Source organism: Flagellimonas amoyensis (genome assembly GCF_003058265.1).
Lineage (GTDB): Bacteria > Bacteroidota > Bacteroidia > Flavobacteriales > Flavobacteriaceae > Flagellimonas > Flagellimonas amoyensis.
In genome coordinates this window covers 43,131-61,520 of record NZ_QBUK01000013.1, presented here as the reverse complement: position 1 = coordinate 61,520, position 18,390 = coordinate 43,131, and the positions used below count along the sequence as shown (strand labels likewise).

The window sequence follows — 18,390 nt, the reverse complement described above, 5'->3', positions numbered from 1 at the left end:
ATTTCCTGATTTGTCTATGGAGATGAACATTAAAAATCACCATCATCAAAACTTCAAAAAATGAACAGAAGAACGCAATTGGGACAAGCAGCCCAAAACACCTTATGGCTGCTGTGGCTTTTCCTTTTGGGTTGTGCGCAGGCCATGGGGCAGGACAGCCACACCGTAAGTGGGACCATTACCGACAAAAGCAACGGGGAAACCCTTTTTGGGGCTTCGGTGCTCTTGGGAGGGACCACGATCGGTGGAGTAACCAATGAATATGGTTTTTATTCCATCACGGCCCCGGCCGGGGAATACACCCTTAGGATTTCCTATATGGGCTACAATGAGATTCAGATGAAGATCAACTTGGTCCAAGACCTGAAAAACGATGTGGAAGTTTCCGAATTCTCCACTGAACTGGACGAAGTCGTGGTCACCGCGGACGAACCGGAACGAGCCTTATTGGGCAAGCCCGAAATGAGCGTGGTGAAGATGAACATGGGTACCGTCAAGCAAATGCCCGTAGTGCTCGGGGAAGTGGATGTGCTGAAATCCCTACAGATGTTGCCTGGCGTCACCAACAATGGGGAAGGTACAGGAGGTTTCCATGTTAGGGGAGGGGCACAGGACCAAAACCTGGTATTGCTCGATGAGGCCATCATCTACAATACTTCGCACATGTTCGGTTTCTTTTCGGTGTTCAATGCAGACGCCATCAAGGACGTGAAACTCTACAAGGGAGGCATCCCGGCCCGTTTTGGGGGTAGGGTCTCCTCGGTATTGGACATCCGTCAAAAGGATGGGAACAACAAAAACTTTGCCCTTACAGGGGGTATAGGGGTCATCTCCAGCAGGCTAACGGCCGAAGGGCCTCTTTTTGGCGACAAGGGTTCTTTTTTGGTTGCCGGTCGTCGTTCCTATGTGGATCTATTGCTCAAAGCTGCAGGGGAAGAAAATAGTGTCAGTTTTTACGACCTGAACCTCAAGACCAATTATGCCATCAATACCAATAACAAACTTTTTCTGAGTGGTTATTTTGGTAGGGATGCCTTTAAACTGGGCAGCAGTTTTGATAGCAGCTACGGCAATGCTTCGGGCAACCTCCGTTGGAACCACATCTTCAATGATCGTTTGTTTTCCAATCTTTCCGCTATTTGGAGTCGATATGACTATGACCTGGAGTTTGCCCAGGATGAATTTGAATGGGTTTCTTCCATCACCAATTACAACCTTAAGTATGACTTCAAATATTATTTGAGCGATGCCTTCAACCTGGATTTTGGAGTCAATGGCATTTACTATGATTTTGACCCCGGGGAAGTGAACCCAACAGCCGATACATCTCCGGTAAACCCATTGAAATTGGACCAAAAAAGGGCATTGGAAAGTGGCATCTACATCAACGCAGAGCATAAACTGACCCCCAGCCTGACCCTACAGTATGGTATGCGGTACAGTGCCTTTTCACGCTTGGGCGGACAGCCCATCTCCGAATATGCGAACGGGCAACCGGTGGTGTACAATTCCCTGCTGGATATTTATGAACGAGGCGAGGCCATAGGGGAAACGGAGTATGCCAAAAGCGAGACCATCAAGACATTCGGTAATCTTGAGCCTAGGGTTTCCTTGGCCTATCTACTCAATGAGGATTCGTCCATCAAGGCCGGATATTCTAGAACGGCACAGTACATTCACTTGCTATCGAACACTTCGTCGGTGACCCCATTGGATGTTTGGACGCCCAGTGGCCCTTTTATCAAACCGCAGTTGTCCAACCAATATGCCTTGGGCTATTTCCGCAACTTTTTGGACAAGGCCTATTCCTTGGAAGTGGAAACCTATTACAAAACAGTGGACAACCGAATCGATTATATAGATGGGTCTGACCTGATCGGCCAGAACACCATAGAAACCGAAATTTTGAATGGCGAAATGCGTGCCTATGGACTGGAACTGCTACTTCGCAAGAATGAAGGTGATTTTACAGGGTGGATTGCCTATACGCTTTCCAAATCAGAACAGCGGACCTTGGGAGGGACTGCGGGAGGTCCGGGCATCAACAATGGCGACTGGTACAATTCCGCTTTTGACCGAACCCACGATATATCCGTTTCCGGGGCCTATCAGTTGAACGATCAATGGAGCTTTGGGACCAATTTGGTCTTTCAAACGGGAAGACCAGTGACCTATCCCAATGGACAATATGTGTACGAAGGTCTGTCCATAGCCACCTATGCACCTCGGAATTCCGACCGGTTGCCAGCCTATCACCGAATGGACGTTTCCGTGAACTACAAACCTCGGAAATATGAGAACAAGCGTTTCAAAGGGGAATGGGTGCTCAGCATCTATAACCTCTACAACCGAAAAAATGCAGCATCGATTTCCTTTGGCCAAAATTTGGAGACCGGGGCCAACCAAGCTACCCGAACAGCCATTTTTGGTATTGTTCCCTCATTGACCTACAACTTTAAATTCTAAACTATGAAAGCAATTAAAAAAATCATATTTGCCGTGATCATCATCGTTTTTGCCTCGTGCGAGGACGTGGTAGATGTAGAGGTCCAAGATGGTCCCACACGATTGGTAGTGGAAGCATCCTTGAATTGGGAAAAGGGAACCGCGGGGGACCAACAGACCATCCGTTTGAGTGAGTCCACTCCATTTTTTGGCACGGGAACCAACACGCAAGTCACTGGTGCCTCTGTGGTTGTGACCAATGATTCAAGCGGCGATGAATTTGTCTTTGTGGACCAAGGGAACGGGGAATATCTTTCCACGACTTTTGAGCCTATTTTGGATCAATCCTATTCCTTACGCATAGAGCACGAAGGAGAGGTGTATACAGCCACCGAGACCATGACCTCCGTGACCGACATCACCGACATTTTTCAAAACCGAGAGGAAGGGTTCAATGACGAGGAATTGGAAGTCCATGTGGTATTTAACGATCCCGAAGAGGAAGGGAATAACTATCTCTTCAAGTTTCACCGGGAGGGTGATCTGCTGCCAAGTCTGGAAGTGGGCGAGGACAGGTTCTTGAACGGAAATGAGATAGATTGGTGGTTCGAAATCGAAGAGGACGAAGATGAAAACATAGAACCTTTTCAGCCCGGAGATGTATTGCAGATTGAAATGTATGGGATTTCACGTCCCTATTACGACTACATCAAGATCTTGGTCGAACAATTGGGCGGCACGGGTCTTTTTGAGTCTACCCCGGTGACGGTTCGGGGAAATTGTGTCAATGAGACAAATCCGGAGAACTATGCCTTTGGATACTTCAGGTTGACCGAGGTGGTAAAGGCCAGTTACACCTTTGTGGAAGAATAGTTTAGGTTGGCTTGATGCCGAAGCGTCGGGTTTCTAGGGCCCGGCGCTTTTTTTATGCCTGCGTTAAGATTTTTCTAAAGCAACGGCCCTTACATAGAAATGTCTTAATTTTATGTAATGGCTATGAACACAAGAAAAGGGTTTCGTTTTACTACCTACGAAGCTCCCGATCAAACCCCGTTCGAAAAACTCTTCGAGATTTTTCAGGAACTTGTCACACACACCTCGGGTGATGTGGAGGAAGCCTTGGACTGGCTCCGAGAATTGGACAAGGAATACGAACTTACCGATGACGATTACACCATCGACGATTTTATAGAAGACCTCAAGGCCAAAGGATACATCCGTGAAGAATTTGACATGGATGGGGAAAAAGGCGGTGATGGGGAAGAAGGTGATGAAAAAGGCGGTGGCGGAAACCTTTCCATTACGGCCAAACTGGAACGCATGTTGCGACAGCGTGCTTTAGATCAAATCTTTGGAAAGATCAAAAGAAGCGGCTCCGGGAACCACAAGACCGGAAAATCGGGCAGGGGAGATGAGCATACAGGCGAGTTTCGGGAATACCGTTTTGGAGATTCCCTGGAACACATTTCCATGACGGAAAGCCTTAGAAATGCACAAGTGAACCACGGATTGGACAATTTCTCCTTGAGTGAGGAAGACCTCGTGGTCGAGGACACCCAGTACAAGGCCCAGATGAGCACCGTACTGATGATCGATATCAGCCACAGCATGATCTTGTATGGTGAGGACCGCATCACCCCGGCCAAAAAAGTGGCCATGGCACTTGCTGAATTGATCACCACCCGTTATCCGAAGGACACCTTGGATATTTTGGTCTTCGGAAACGATGCTTGGCCTATCCCGATAAAGGATTTGCCCTACTTGAGGGTAGGTCCTTATCACACCAATACGGTGGCCGGACTTCAATTGGCCATGGACATGCTCCGCAGAAAACGGAACACCAACAAACAGATTTTTATGATCACCGACGGAAAACCCTCATGCTTGAGGCTTCCCAACGGGGATTATTACAAGAACAGTGTGGGGCTGGATGACTATATTGTGGAAAAATGCTATGCGATGGCCCAACAGGCCAGAAAACTCCACATCCCCATAACCACCTTTATGATTGCCGAAGATCCTTACCTGATGCAATTTGTGCAGGAATTTACCAAGGCCAACAAAGGCAAGGCCTTTTACACAGGACTAAAGGGATTGGGCGAAATGATATTTGAAGATTACGAACAGAACAGAAAACGAAGAATTAAAGGATAAAGACCCTATGAAATTGGATCATACCAACATAAAGACCTTAGGTGAACTGAAATCTGCTGGATATACAAGCAGGAGCATCAAGGATGAATTACGTGAAAACCTATTGGCAAAAATTTCCAAGAAAGAAGAAGTGTTCGAGGGCGTATGGGGTTATGAAAACTCCGTAATTCCAGAATTGGAACGGGCGATTCTGTCGCGACACAACATCAACCTTTTGGGACTTCGGGGACAGGCCAAGACACGCCTCGCCCGCTTGATGGTGCAGTTGCTGGACGAATGGATGCCCATTGTGGCCGGTTCCGAGGTACACGATGACCCCTTGGCTCCCATTTCACGGTATGCCATGGAACTCATCAAAGAAAAAGGGGACAAAACCCCTATAGACTGGATTCCTAGGGACGAGCGTTTCTATGAAAAATTGGCCACACCAGATGTTACCGTGGCCGACCTGATCGGAGATGTGGACCCTATAAAGGCAGCCAACCTGAAATTGTCCTATGCCGATGACCGCGTAATCCATTTTGGGATGATCCCAAGGGCCAACCGTTGCATCTTCGTCATCAACGAATTGCCCGATCTTCAGGCCAGGATCCAAGTCGCCCTGTTCAATATTCTTCAGGAAGGAGATATACAGATTCGTGGGTTTAAATTGCGATTACCGTTGGATATGCAGTTTGTGTTTACGGCCAACCCTGAAGATTATACCAACAGGGGCAGTATCGTGACCCCATTGAAGGATAGGATCGGTTCGCAGATTTTGACGCATTATCCCGAAAGTGTGGACATTGCCAAAAAGATCACCAAACAGGAAGCAAAGTTGGACCAACGACAGTCGGACAAGATCTATGTGCCAGAGATTGCCATGGATGTGTTGGAACAGATCAGTTTTGAGGCCAGAAAAAGTGAGTATGTGGATGCCAAAAGTGGTGTGAGTGCCCGTATGAGCATTACTGCTTTTGAAAACTTGTTGAGTACTGCCGAGCGCAGGGCCGTGTTGGCCGGGGATACCCAAACCGTGGTCCGCTTGAGCGATTTCATGGGTGTCATCCCTTCCATCACCGGAAAAATTGAACTGGTGTATGAAGGAGAGCAGGAGGGAGCCGGCTTTGTTGCCGAAACCTTGATCGAGGAAGCTATAAAATCACTCTTTTCCGAATATTTCCCCAAGATAGACAAGCTCCAACGCAAAGATGCCCAAACGGAATACGATGAGTTGATCAGCTGGTTTTTTGAAGGGGAAGGGTTCGATCTTTTGGATGATGACACCGATGCCGCTTACCGAAGTAAATTGGATGGCATTGCCCCGCTCAACAATTTGATCAAGGAATATCGACCTGAAACCTCCAAAGAGGATTCCTATTTCTTGAAAGAGGTATTACTTTGGGGCTTGGTGGCCCACAACAAATTGAGCAAACACCGATTTGTCCAAGGTTTTCAATTCAAGGATATGTACGGAAGCTATATCCGTGGACTATAAGAAGGTTGCTTATTGCCAAATATTGAGGTTGTCGTTGTAATTTTCAAAATTGTACACGCCAACATATCGTCTTCTTAGCCAGAAGGTATATATTGTCAATATGGGCAGGATACTGTACAACACCAACGTCAGGGTAGCCACGGGCTTGAAGGTCATGGGAATGACGTGTTCTTCATAATATTTCACTGAGCCAAGGACTTGGGCACTATCATAGATCTTGAACACATACACGATCATGATCACGTAGAGCACATACTCGATGTTCCGCATTTTGGGATCGGGAAGCTCTCCCTCCGAAATTTTGAACCATACCACATACAGGTACAATAGGTGCACGGAGGCCAAAACGGGAAATATATAGTTATCGGCTTTTAGGAAATAGAACTTGTTGGTATACACACCATAAAAGTCCAATACGATCAAGACCAACAAAACGGCCAAGGAGGCCAGTATGTTTCTTTTCCAGGTGATGATTTTTGAAATTGTATTCATATCAAACTGAGATTTGGGACTCTAATTTGACATAAAGAACGGGGTTTGAAATGACATTATTTTAAACAGATCGATGAACAGCTGGCAATGTTGGATAATCAGAAAAATCTGATATGAAACCCCAACTATGTGATAGTAAAACGAGTAGGCCCTTTAATCAAAAAGATCTGAGGAAAGGTATCTGTCCCCACGGTCACATACAATGGAAACAATGGTACCACGCTCCAAAGTCTCGGCCAACCTGAAGGCCACGGTAGCTGCACCGCCACTGCTCATCCCGGCAAAAATCCCTTCTTCTTTGGCCAATTTCTTCGCCATGAGCGCGGCATCCGCTTCACTGACCTCCATTACGGTGTCCACTTTTTGCGGATTGAATATTTTGGGAAGATATTCCTCTGGCCATTTGCGGATCCCAGGAATTTTGGAATCGTCCGTAGGCTGCACGCCTACAATCTGGATGTCCGGATTCATTTCCTTCAAAAAGGTAGAAGTTCCCATGATAGTGCCTGTAGTTCCCATGCTCGACACAAAATGGGTAATCTGCCCGTCGGTGTCCCTCCAAATTTCAGGGCCTGTGGTTTTGTAGTGGGCCTTCCAATTGTCTTCATTGGAGAACTGGTTCATCATGATATACCCTTCATTCGCCACTTTGGCCTCCGCATAATCACGGGCACCTTCAATCCCCACATCAGCAGGGGTCAGGGTTACCTTTGCGCCATAAGCACGCATGGTCTGAACTCGTTCTTTGGTTGAATTTTCGGGCATCACCAATTCAATGTCCAATCCAAAAAGGCTGGCGATCATCGCCAGACCAATGCCCGTGTTACCACTAGTGGCCTCGATCAATTTGGAGTCCTTGGAAAAATCCCCACGCTCCAGTCCGCTCTTGATCATGTTGTAAGCGGGACGGTCCTTGACGCTTCCGCCGGGATTGTTGCCCTCCAGTTTGAATAATACTTTTACATTGGGATTGGTGTTCAATACCTTGGCCTCCACCAAAGGTGTGTTGCCAATAAGGTCCAGTATGCTTTTAGACATTGGGTGTTGTCTTTATTTTGATTTCGGGTGTATGATAAACCGTTGAGTTGGGGGGCACCGAAGAAGTAATCCATGCATTTCCCCCGATAATGGAATTTTCTCCCACCACCGTATCGCCTCCCAAGATGGTAGCGTTGGCATAAATGGTGACATTGCTCTTTATGGTGGGGTGCCTTTTCGTCTTCTCCAAGTTCTTGGCCACATAGAGGGCCCCCAGTGTTACCCCTTGATATATTTTTACGTTATCATGGATGATTGCCGTTTCGCCAATGACCACACCTGTGGCATGATCGATGAAGAATGATTTCCCAATCTTGGCCCCAGGATTGATATCCACACCGGTCTGTCTGTGTGCGTATTCGGTCATCAATCTGGGAATCAACGGTACGCCCTGCACATAAAGTTCGTGGGCCAAACGGTAGATGGCAATGGCATAAAACCCTGGATAGGCCATATAAATTTCCTGTAGGGACAATGAAGCAGGGTCACAGTTCAAAATTGCCTCGGCATCCAAGTTGAGTTTTTCCAAGATTTCGGGCAAGTGGGAAACATATTCGTCCCACAATTCAGTGTTGGGCCTTTCGAGTTCCCAACAGGCCATGTCCAACAAGTCGTTGAACTTTTTCTCCAGCAGCTCCAAATTCACAGCCACAGGGGTATTGGAGTCAAAGAGGGTATAAAAAAGGGTATCTGTGAAATCCTCGGTGTCTTGTTTCAATCTGAAATTCAGATAGGGCAGCTTTTTGTGCCGGTTGAGTTCCGAAATTATTTTTTTCTTGTCCATACTGCACTTTCTAGTCTTAAAATTAGATAAATCCTTACCATACGGAGATAGAAAAAACTAACTTTAGTTTAAAAATAACATATTATCAAAATATGGCGGACAATAATACAGTTTCCAAAGCGACTTTCGATTTTTTAGACGAACTGGAAAAGAACAACAATAAAGAGTGGTTCGAGGCAAACAAGGCCACTTTCAAATCCCATGAAACACTGGTCAAATCTTTTTTTGAGGCGGTCAAGGACAAGTTGAGCCATCATGATGATATTGAAAAAATGAAAATGTTCCGCATTTATCGAGATGTACGCTTTTCCAAGGATAAAACTCCCTACAAAAGCCATTTGGCCGCATCCTTTTCCAGATTGGGCGCCCATTTGCGGGGTGGCTATTACATTCACCTGAAACCAGGCGGGTCTTTTTTGGCCACTGGGTTTTGGGATCCCAACAAAGAAGATCTCTTCAGGATCAGGAAAGAGCTGGAAATGGATGCCAAAGAATTCAGAAAGACCATCAACCAAAAAACGTTGAAATCTGTTTGGGGAGACATCCAGGGAGATGCTTTAAAGAGCATGCCCAAAGGTTTTGACAAGGAACACCCCGATATCGACCTCATCAAGCTCAAGCAATTCATCTTTGTCCGAAATTTCAAGGATAGCGAAGTACTTTCAGGGGCATTTTTGGAAGAAGTGGACAAATCTTTTCGTGCCATCCGGCCCTATTTCGACCTGATGAGCAACATCCTCACCACCGACCTGAACGGGGAATCAGTGCTGTAACAGGACCTCATGGTCCAAAAGTTGCACTTGGTCCTTCAACCGTTCGATGACCATGTTCATCATTCGCTTGTTCAGTGCGGAAGAATTGGAGATATAGTCCCGGTATTCCTCGACAGTGAACTGACCAATGATCATCCCTTTGAGCGAGTTCCTGAACTTGATGTCCTTTTGGATTGCTCTTTCGATGTACTGGAACTTTTTTTCAAGGGAGAGGTCGTAAAAAACACCTTTGTGCTTGCCCACATAATTCTTGAAGGCCTCGATCAGCAAATCGTTCTGAATTTTGATCACAGGCCGTAAAGTTTGGTTCTGAAAGCGCTCATCAAAACCCATTTCGCTATTAAAATGTGACTGTTTAACGTCTGGACGAATGTCCAAAAGACTCTTGGATCGTGAATCCATGGCAGAAGTTTTATTAAAGTTACGTATTCAAAAAGTCCACGCTTTTTCAATCCCCAATAGTTGTCAACGATGTTATGAACAGTGCCTTTTGGGTCAACTTTTGATTATGAGTGTCCAATTTGACTATCTTTAGCCAGAACGAAAACAATTGAAAACCAAAAAAACATGCGCATAAAATTTCTTGCCCCCATCATTTCTGTTCTCTTGATCACAGCCTGCAAAAATGACAAGCAGAAACAGGAACCCGAGACTTGGCACACCAAAAAAGTGGCCCTGGAAAATGAAACACACAACCAACTGCTCGACATCGAAAAAGAGCAGGGGTGGGAACTGCTTTTTGATGGAAAAACCTTGAACGGATGGCACCTGTACAACGCACCCGGTACCGATTTGGCCTGGGAAGTGAAAAACGGGGAACTCTACTGCAACGCTACGGATGAAAGCAAACAGCAAGGGGACTTGGTCACGGACAAGGCTTATGAAAACTATGAACTGGTCCTGGAATGGAAAATCTCTGGTCGGGGCAACAGTGGCATCTTCATCAATGTGCAAGAAAAGCCAGAGTTGGGGGCAGCTTGGCAAAGCGGGCCAGAATATCAGATTCTAGATCCTGACCATATGGATCAAAAAATAGAGACCAAACGGTCTGGGTGCCTGTACGGCTTCGCTCCGCAAAAAAATGAAGCTGTCACCAAATCTGGGCAATGGAACGAAACACGCATCAAGCAAGTGGATGGGAAAGTGGAGTTCTACCTGAACGGCACACTTACGGCGGTCCAAGACTTTACTACACCAGAATGGCAAGAAAAAGTGGCCGCTACCCATTTCAAGAACCATCCAGAATTTGGAAAATATACGCAAGGAAAGATAGCCCTTCAGGATTGGTATTTTGAAGCCTGGTTCCGGAATATAAAGATCAGGGAACTGTGATAAGGTTTGGTTTTATAAAGTCAGTCAAAGTATTACCCGCAGTGCTGCTACTTTTGATAAAAACAATATGAAAAGAATTCTGATTTTTCATTTTTTTATACTGGTCATAAGTTGTGCGACTAATTCTAGAATTGAAGAAAGCCAGTCCTTAGCAAATCAATTGAACAACACAAAGTACAAGTTGGCCTTGCCAGATGATTGGCATCCTTTTTTAGATATTCATGGAGAATTAAGCTACAAGCCAAAACAATATTCCAATGAATATCCTGATGTTTATATTAGTATTAGGAATATTCCAACTACGAGACACCAAAATATGCCTTTGGGCAAAGTAGTAGATAGAATGACCACTCCAACAGATTATCTTGAAAACTATTCAAGAAAAAAAAACACTCATACAAACTAAATTTGGGGAAACCTTTGTTGTTGACGAACAATTTAGGTTGAACTCTAAAAATTATATTACTAGAATCATGTATTTTAAACATAGCGGCGAATATCTTTCTTATCATTATGGCGCAAATGCAAGGTCATTTAACAAACATATTGATGATTTTGGTGCAATATTTGAAAAATTAAGGATTGAAGAACAATAACCAGTCAGTTAAGGAACTAAGACCTATTTTATGAAATTCGGAAAGGTAGACCATCCTGAGCTTATTGATTTCACCATCCCGGAAGACCACCCCGATACGGCGGCCCTTCTTTCTAAATATAAGGAGGATGGCGATACCCAGGTCTATGTGGGCTGCGCGAAATGGAACCGTCAGGACCTCAAGAATTTTTACCCTAGGGGCACCAAGGACGAATTGGCCTACTATTCCTCCCAATTCAATTGTATAGAGCTCAACGCTACTTTCTACCGTATTTTTCCTCCGGACACCTACGAAAAATGGTATGAAAAAACTCCGGAAGACTTTAAATTCTTCCCCAAAATGACCAATGAGGTGAGCCACCTTCGTCGTCTCAACGAGCAGGTATATCCCATAGTGGACCGCTATTTGGAAGTGACCGCACTGCTGAAGGAAAAGCTGGGCACCATTTTTTTGCAGATGCACAACAACTTTGGACCCAAAAACTGGGATAGGGTAGTGCGCTTTGTGGAATATTGGCCCAAAGAATTTCCCTTGGCCCTAGAGTTCCGGCATACGGATTGGTTCAATGATGAAAAAGTGGCCGAAGAACTTTATTATTTGTTGCAAGAAAACGGCATTGCCAACGTGCTGGTGGACACGGCGGGCAGGAGGGACCTGATGCACATGCGCCTTACCAACAATGAGGCCTTTATCCGATATGTCGGTGCCAACCACGAATCGGATTTTCCGCGATTGGACGATTGGGCCGAACGTCTCGTCACATGGAAATCACAAGGATTGAAGAACATCCACTTTTTTGTGCACCAAAATATGGAACTGGAATCGCCCTTGCTCTCGGCCTATCTCATCAAAAGGTTGAATCCGGCATTGGGTTGCAATCTGCACATCCCCAAGAATACCTTGAACACCTTGGGGGATTTATTCGGGTAGGTTATTTGGTGATGACTGACTTCGTTATTGGGTTATAGGGTTATTCTGGTATTGAGTTTTGGTGCTTGAACTTGAAACTTGGCACTTGAAACTGGTTTACTTTTGATTTCAATTCCTTACTGAGACACTGGAATTTACCTATTGGAACTCTCCTGTCGGCCGTAAGTGGGTATGTGCTCCCATTATTCACGGATTTTAAAATCTTTGTGGCCAAAATTGCTTACTCCGTACTCCCTGATACTGAAATGTTTCAAATTGGCAATTACGGAAAATTCACTCCCTCGCCAAAGAAAACCTGTATGATATTGCGCTACCTTTGTCCCAAATTTTAAAAGTTTCAACCATGCGATTTCATACAAGGAAGTGGGTAAAACCAGAAGATTTGAACGCCAATGGAACTCTTTTTGGCGGTAGGGTACTGGCCTGGGTAGATGAGGAAGCTGCCCTGTACAGCATCATTCAGTTGGAGAACAAGAAAGTGGTTACCAAATATATGTCCGAAATCAATTTTATGAGCACCGCCGTTGAGGGCGATATCATAGAAATTGGCATCGATGTGATCAAATTCGGAATCACTTCCATCTCCCTGAACTGTGAGGTCAGAAACAAGATGACACACGAAAGCATTGTCACCGTGGACAACATCATCATGGTAAACCTAGATGAAAAGGGAAACCCCAAGCCCCATGGCAAGACTAAGATCGAGTACGTAAAGGACCGATTGGCCAAAAAGGAAAAGGAGGAAAACTCCTGATCCTTACTTGATGGTCTTGGCCACCGCCTGGACTTCGTCCAGAACGCGCAATAGGTTTTCGCCCCATAATTTGGCAATGTCCTCTTCGGAGTAGCCACGTTTCACCAATTCCAAGGTTACGTTGAAGGTCTCGGACGCATCTGACCAACCTTCAATACCACCACCTCCGTCAAAATCGGAGCTGATACCGACATGGTCTATCCCGATCAACTTCACGATGTAGTCGATATGGTCCACAAAGTCGGAAACATTGACTGCGGGAGGAATGTTCGGGTCCTTTTGGGCCAGTTCCTCACCGATCTGCCTTACTTTGCCATAATTGTCAAAAAATACCTGACGCTGTTCCGCTGTCAACGTAGCAAACTGTGAACGTTCGTACCATGCTATGCCAAGGGAATCGGCCACTTTTTTGTACACACCCCTCATGTATTCGGAACGTGCGGCATCCTTCTCGGTGTTCACATAAGAACTAAAGGCCACCGTTTGGACCACACCGCCGTTTTCCTTGAGCTTCAAAAGCTGTTCGTCGTCCAAGTTTCGGCTGTGCCCGCACAATGCCCGCGCGGAGGAGTGGGAGGCAATGATAGGGGCCTTGGAAAGCTCCACCATCTGCATCATGGCCGCTTTGGAAGGGTGGGAAATATCGATCATGATTCCCAATCGGTTCATTTCGGCAACTGCCTGCTTACCCAGTTCACTGAGTCCATTGTGCAACCAGATGCTGTCTTGCTCGCCGGTGTTGGAGTCACTGAATTGGCTATGCCCGTTGTGGGCCAAAGAGATGTAACGTGCACCCAACTTATGGTATTCCTCAAATTTGGACATATCCTCACCGATCGGATAGGCATTTTCGACCCCGATCATCGCCACTTTCTTTCCAGAGGCAACAATCCGTCTCACATCGGCGGAGTTCAGGGCCAGTTCTATTTGGTCCGGGGCAATTTCCTCGCACAGCCTATGGATGGCCTCAAACTTGGAGATCGCATTCTCGGATGCCTTGGCATAACCCTCGGCGTTCAGGGAGTCCTGTCCGGTGTAAACGATCAGCCAGGCCACATCCAATCCGCCCTCTTCCATTTTGGGTAGGTTCACCTGGGTGTCCAAGCGTTGGGTATAGTTGATACTGTCCGTAAAATTGTTGATGTTGATATCATCATGTGTGTCAATAGTGATGACGGAATCATGGATCCGTTGTGCTTTTTCTTCCAAGGTTTCAACTTTTTTGGGTTGTTTTTCCCCACAGGAAATGAATAGGATCAGGCTACAGAAAAGATAAAAGTGTTTCATGGTTGGTTTTTTACACCTACAAATAACGCATTTTGACAACAAAATCCGAACCCTACGGAACAATAAATTGCTGTCCCTTGGTATTATCCTGATTTTTAGTAGGAATATTAACTTTTACCCGTACAATTTTGGGAACACGAGAACTGCTTTCATACTTGGAAAAACTGGAAATAGGATTGAGCTCTTTTTCTTATGAGGAACTGGGCACGGTCGAGGCCGGTGAACTTAAAAAATCTTTTGAAGTATTTAAACATGGGCTGGAAGACAAAGTCTTTGGCGTGAGCGAAATCAAACAGCTCGAAGAAATATGCCAAAGAGCGGGCATCCAAGGATTGGGCGCCCATCCTTCGGACCAACAAAGAATGCCCTCCAAACAGCTTACTCTCATAAAATTGATCAGTGCCCTGGAAAACACCCCGCTGAACAACGAACAACGGGAACTGGTGAAAGCACTGCGAACATTGGCCCAAGACCAAGACAACCCTAAAAATGTAGGAAATCCTATGTCAGCATATTTTCAGACCATAGAAAGAAACCTCGACCCAGCGGCAGATCACAGCATAAGCCTGAAATCTGTTTTGGAGGAATGTATGGGCCAAATGGACCTTATGGAAGAATTGGTCCGGATGTTCCGGCAAAACGTATTGGAATTCATTGGCGGTGCAAACGTGCACATCAAAAACGAAGATCATGAATCCTTGGACCTAGCCTGCCAGAAAGTGGTACCCAACCTTCGGATGATGAAGACCTTCGGCCTATTGGAAACCGTGCAGCAAATGGCCATCCTTTGCCGAACCGACAAGGACATGAAACACCTTTCGTTCCTGTACAACCAGTTTTTGGCGGAGTTCCCGAATGTGGACGAACAAGTGGATTTCGAAATGCAAGTACTCAGAACCATCTAAAAAAACATCACCATGACCGTAAACGGACTTCCAACCTATTTGCAAAGTGTTTTTTACCCTTTGTTCCAGCACGCCAAGGACCTGGAGTGCCGATTGATGCTCATGGACGAAATGTTGGAAGTAGGGGATAAGAAGGAAATCCCGTTCCTTACTGAACTGGAGACCCACGAAGATCCCAAGATCAGCAACAAGGCCTTTGAGGTCAAGTGTGCCCTGTTGTCCAAGTTGGGAATGATCACGGAGAGCGAGCGCAGAAGACTGCCCATGAACCTTTGCTTTATCTATGATGAATTCAACATCAGGCCGAGCAAGGCAGATCCCGATCTTGACTTTGAAGTGGCACTGGATATTTTGCAAACAAAATGAAAACGAATTTTCACAACCATTGTCCCGCATTTCGCCACAAATTGTTGTCGAACCATAATCTTTGAACTAGATTCACGTTATAACCAAAACCCCCAAACCAACGACAGCGATGTTATACGACACCTACGGAGAAGAATACTTGGCATTCCTTCAAGAACTCAACGAGATACTGAGCATCAATGAACTTGCCGAACTTGATTATTTATAATTGACTTAACCCCAACTGTTGATCTATGAAAAATTACAACCAAGAAAACACCGCCTACATTAACTTTATTCGGGATTTAAACGAAATGCTCATTGATTCTGATATCAATCAACTGAGCCACCCATAAGTGTTTATGGATATCATGGAAAAGGGGATGCTGTTCGCATCCCCTTTTCTATTTGTGGTCAACCCAAGTACGATTTTAAGATCTTGCTCTTGGAGGTGTGCCTCAATTTTCGGATGGCCTTTTCGCGTATTTGTCGCACACGCTCACGGGTCAGGTCAAAAGTGGTACCTATCTCCTCAAGGGTCATGGAAGGCTGGTTTCCGATGCCATAATATAACCGCACCACATCAGCCTCACGGGGCGATAGGGTGTCCAGAGCGCGGTTGATCTCCGTGTTCAGGGATTGATGGATCAATCCTTTGTCCGGTTTTGGGGAATCGCCTGCCCTGAGCACATCGTACAGATTGGAAGTTTCCCCTTCCTTTAGCGGTGCATCCATGGACACGTGCCTGCCAGTATTTTTCAAGGATTGTTGGACCTCGGTAACGGTCATGTCCAGTTCCTTTGCGATTTCCTCTGCAGATGGTGGCCGTTCATGGGCCTGCTCCAGATAGGAAAATGTTTTTTTGATCTTGTTGATGGACCCAATTTTGTTCAAGGGAAGCCGGACCACCCTTGATTGCTCCGCAAGGGCCTGAAGAATGGACTGCCTGATCCACCAAACCGCATACGAGATGAACTTGAAGCCCCTGGTCTCATCAAACCGCTTGGCCGCTTTCACCAGCCCCACATTTCCCTCATTGATCAGATCGGGCAGCTTGAGTCCCTGGTTCTGGTACTGCTTTGCCACGGATACCACAAAACGGAGGTTGGCATTCGTCAACTTTTCCAAGGCCAATTGGTCCCCGGCCCTGATCTTTTGCGCAAGTTCCACCTCTTCCTGTGCAGTTATCAAATCAATCTTACTGATGTCCTGCAAATATTTGTCCAGTGATTTGGATTCCCGGTTGGTGACCTGTTTGATGATCTTTAGCTGCCTCATTCCTGTATATGGTTTCTTAGTGTTATAAGCTTACATAATACATTTTTATGCCCTATTTTCCAAACCGTAAATGTTATTGTTATCAAAATGTTATACCCAAAATCATGAATTGGAAGAAATTACCCTTCTAAACCAATTGTTGATAGTATCTTGATAGAAAAGCAAGGTCACTTCTTCCCTAAAGCCCAAAAAACTCCTAATTTTGTAGGGTTTTTTAATTTGGAATCCATCTAACCCATTTTCCTTTGGAGGTAAAGAAAGAAATCAACAAGAAAACCCTATACGATTACCAGCAAGAAGACCTACGAAAGATCTTCAAGCACTTGGATGAGCTCCCGGAAGGGACCAACATCCTGTACCAATTGCCCACAGGTGGGGGCAAAACGGTGGTGTTTTCCGAAATTACCCGAAGGTTTATCCAGAATACTGGCAAAAAAGTGATGGTGCTCACCCACCGAATAGAGTTGAGCAAACAGACCTCCCAAATGCTCCACGGCTTCGGGGTGGCGAACAAGATCATCAATAGCGAGGTCAAGGAACTTCAGGACCAAGCAGACTATATGTGCTTTGTGGCCATGGTGGAGACGCTGAACAACCGGTTACAGGAGGAAAAGGTGAAAATTGACAACATAGGCCTTGTCATCATCGATGAAGCACATTACAATTCCTTCCGTAAACTGTTCAAATACTTTGAAAAATCCACCATTCTTGGGGTGACCGCAACGCCTTTGAGCTCCAATATCAAGCTCCCCATGAAGGACCATTACAAGCACTTGATCATTGGGGAATCCATTAAATCATTGATTGAAAAGAACTTTTTGGCCAGGGCCAACCTATACAACTACGATGTGAGCCTCAAGACCCTCAAACTGGGCATTCACGGGGACTATACCGTAAAATCTTCCGATGAGTTCTATGGCAACCACAGTATGTTGGGCAAACTGCTGTCCGCCTATGAAGAGATTGCAAAGGGAACCAAGACGTTGATCTTCAACAATGGGATCAACACGTCGTTGTATGTATATGAAACCTTCAAAAAGGCCGGATACAACATCCGTCACCTCGACAACAAGAACACCGCAAATGAACGACGGGAGATTTTGGACTGGTTCGCAGAGACCCCAGATGCCATCCTGACCTCAGTGAGCATCCTCACCACAGGTTTTGACGAACCCACGGTGCAGTCCATCATCCTGAACCGGGCCACTAGATCGCTCACGCTCTATTTTCAGATGATCGGACGGGGATCTAGGATACTGCCCAACAAGGACGAGTTCAATGTGGTGGATATGGGGAACAACATCGCCCGTTTCGGACCTTGGGATTCTCCCGTGGATTGGCAGGAAATCTTTCATTTCCCTGATTTCTATCTGGAGAACATCAAGAACGATGAGGACATTGAACGTGATTTTGTCTATGAAATGTCCGATGAACTTCGGGCAAAGTTCAGCAAGTCCGACAACATCACCTTTGACATCAAGGAAGAATACAAAAAAGTATTTGCTGAAGGGAAAAAATCCAAATTGGTGTTGGAGCGCAGCATAGAGCAACATGCCCAGATCTGTGTGGAGAACAGTGAGGATGTGTTCGATGCACGCCTGTTGGCCAAAGAACTCAAGGATGAGATTGCCTATCGGGTGAAGCAGTATTCCTATTGCATTATGAACAACACCAAAAACTACAAAGAGTGGCTGGAGGAAGACTATGAGCGGAAACTGCGTTCCAGTATCTCCCAAAAATTCGCCGCACGCATGTAGTTGGTTATTGGGTTACTGAGTTACTTAGCTATTGGTATTTCTG

General features: G+C 45.7%; 18 protein-coding genes. 12 read left to right on the top strand and 6 right to left on the bottom strand.

All coding sequences use genetic code 11. From position 1 onward, the window contains the following. Positions 1-60 precede the first annotated feature (60 nt). From DB398_RS16450 to DB398_RS16435, 4 genes are all read left to right on the top strand, one after another. The gene (locus DB398_RS16450; protein WP_108425550.1) at positions 61-2,466 is read left to right on the top strand and encodes a TonB-dependent receptor; all 2,406 of its coding nucleotides are present in this window, start codon (positions 61-63) and stop codon (positions 2,464-2,466) included. 3 nt (positions 2,467-2,469) lie between these two features. Continuing rightward, positions 2,470-3,318, top strand: coding sequence for a DUF4249 domain-containing protein (locus DB398_RS16445; protein WP_108425549.1), 849 nt, complete (start codon positions 2,470-2,472; stop codon positions 3,316-3,318). Positions 3,319-3,435: 117 nt separating this feature from the next. Continuing rightward, a complete protein-coding gene (locus tag DB398_RS16440; RefSeq protein ID WP_108425548.1) occupies positions 3,436-4,599 on the top strand; it encodes a vWA domain-containing protein in 1,164 nt (387 codons plus the stop codon). Positions 4,600-4,606: 7 nt separating this feature from the next. Then, positions 4,607-6,076, top strand: coding sequence for a MoxR family ATPase (locus tag DB398_RS16435; protein WP_108425620.1), 1,470 nt, complete (start codon positions 4,607-4,609; stop codon positions 6,074-6,076). A 9-nt stretch (positions 6,077-6,085) separates the two neighbouring features. On the opposite strand, the gene DB398_RS16430 is transcribed toward DB398_RS16435, so the two are convergent. The 3 genes from DB398_RS16430 to epsC all read right to left on the bottom strand — a co-directional run bounded on the left by DB398_RS16430 (position 6,086) and on the right by epsC (position 8,390). Beyond that, positions 6,086-6,568 carry a hypothetical protein gene (locus DB398_RS16430; RefSeq protein WP_108425547.1) on the bottom strand — a complete coding sequence of 161 codons (483 nt, stop codon included), beginning with the start codon at positions 6,566-6,568 and terminating at the stop codon, positions 6,086-6,088. A gap of 153 nt (positions 6,569-6,721) precedes the next feature. Beyond that, the gene (gene cysM / locus DB398_RS16425; RefSeq protein ID WP_108425546.1) at positions 6,722-7,606 is read right to left on the bottom strand and encodes a cysteine synthase CysM; all 885 of its coding nucleotides are present in this window, start codon (positions 7,604-7,606) and stop codon (positions 6,722-6,724) included. Continuing rightward, positions 7,599-8,390 carry a serine O-acetyltransferase EpsC gene (epsC, locus tag DB398_RS16420; RefSeq protein ID WP_108425545.1) on the bottom strand — a complete coding sequence of 264 codons (792 nt, stop codon included), beginning with the start codon at positions 8,388-8,390 and terminating at the stop codon, positions 7,599-7,601. Before epsC ends, cysM begins: the two co-directional genes overlap by 8 nt. Before the next feature lie 92 nt (positions 8,391-8,482). On the opposite strand from epsC, the gene DB398_RS16415 reads away from it, so the two are divergent. Then, complete coding sequence (locus DB398_RS16415) at positions 8,483-9,163, top strand: DUF2461 domain-containing protein (RefSeq protein WP_108425544.1); 681 nt, start codon at positions 8,483-8,485, stop codon at positions 9,161-9,163. Here the strand turns inward: DB398_RS16415 and DB398_RS16410 are convergent. Further along, positions 9,152-9,565, bottom strand: a complete 414-nt coding sequence (locus tag DB398_RS16410) for a glyoxalase (protein ID WP_108425543.1) — start codon at positions 9,563-9,565, stop codon at positions 9,152-9,154. The two genes, DB398_RS16415 and DB398_RS16410, sit on opposite strands and share 12 nt — an antisense overlap. A 165-nt stretch (positions 9,566-9,730) precedes the next feature. On the opposite strand from DB398_RS16410, the gene DB398_RS16405 reads away from it, so the two are divergent. From DB398_RS16405 to DB398_RS16390, 4 genes are all read left to right on the top strand, one after another. Then, on the top strand, positions 9,731-10,495 hold the full coding sequence (locus tag DB398_RS16405) for a 3-keto-disaccharide hydrolase (protein WP_108425542.1): 765 nt from the start codon (positions 9,731-9,733) through the stop codon (positions 10,493-10,495). 67 nt (positions 10,496-10,562) lie between these two features. Continuing rightward, positions 10,563-10,901 carry a hypothetical protein gene (locus DB398_RS16400; RefSeq protein WP_108425541.1) on the top strand — a complete coding sequence of 113 codons (339 nt, stop codon included), beginning with the start codon at positions 10,563-10,565 and terminating at the stop codon, positions 10,899-10,901. Positions 10,902-11,121: 220 nt separating this feature from the next. Beyond that, positions 11,122-12,021, top strand: a complete 900-nt coding sequence (locus DB398_RS16395) for a DUF72 domain-containing protein (RefSeq protein ID WP_108425540.1) — start codon at positions 11,122-11,124, stop codon at positions 12,019-12,021. Between the two features lie 343 nt (positions 12,022-12,364). Then, on the top strand, positions 12,365-12,775 hold the full coding sequence (locus DB398_RS16390) for an acyl-CoA thioesterase (protein WP_072881906.1): 411 nt from the start codon (positions 12,365-12,367) through the stop codon (positions 12,773-12,775). Positions 12,776-12,778: 3 nt separating this feature from the next. On the opposite strand, the gene DB398_RS16385 is transcribed toward DB398_RS16390, so the two are convergent. Next, on the bottom strand, positions 12,779-14,062 hold the full coding sequence (locus DB398_RS16385) for a dipeptidase (protein WP_108425539.1): 1,284 nt from the start codon (positions 14,060-14,062) through the stop codon (positions 12,779-12,781). Positions 14,063-14,190: 128 nt separating this feature from the next. On the opposite strand from DB398_RS16385, the gene DB398_RS16380 reads away from it, so the two are divergent. Together DB398_RS16380 and DB398_RS16375 are read left to right on the top strand one after the other, a co-directional pair. Further along, complete coding sequence (locus tag DB398_RS16380) at positions 14,191-14,967, top strand: hypothetical protein (protein ID WP_159076478.1); 777 nt, start codon at positions 14,191-14,193, stop codon at positions 14,965-14,967. A gap of 12 nt (positions 14,968-14,979) precedes the next feature. Then, a complete protein-coding gene (locus tag DB398_RS16375; RefSeq protein WP_159076477.1) occupies positions 14,980-15,333 on the top strand; it encodes a hypothetical protein in 354 nt (117 codons plus the stop codon). A 393-nt stretch (positions 15,334-15,726) separates the two neighbouring features. Here DB398_RS16375 and DB398_RS16370 read toward each other — a convergent pair whose 3' ends face one another. Next, a complete protein-coding gene (locus DB398_RS16370) occupies positions 15,727-16,590 on the bottom strand; it encodes a sigma-70 family RNA polymerase sigma factor (RefSeq protein WP_108425536.1) in 864 nt (287 codons plus the stop codon). 245 nt (positions 16,591-16,835) lie between these two features. Between DB398_RS16370 and DB398_RS16365 the strand changes: the two genes are divergently transcribed. Continuing rightward, a complete protein-coding gene (locus DB398_RS16365; RefSeq protein ID WP_108425535.1) occupies positions 16,836-18,347 on the top strand; it encodes a DEAD/DEAH box helicase in 1,512 nt (503 codons plus the stop codon). Positions 18,348-18,390: the final 43 nt, after the last annotated feature.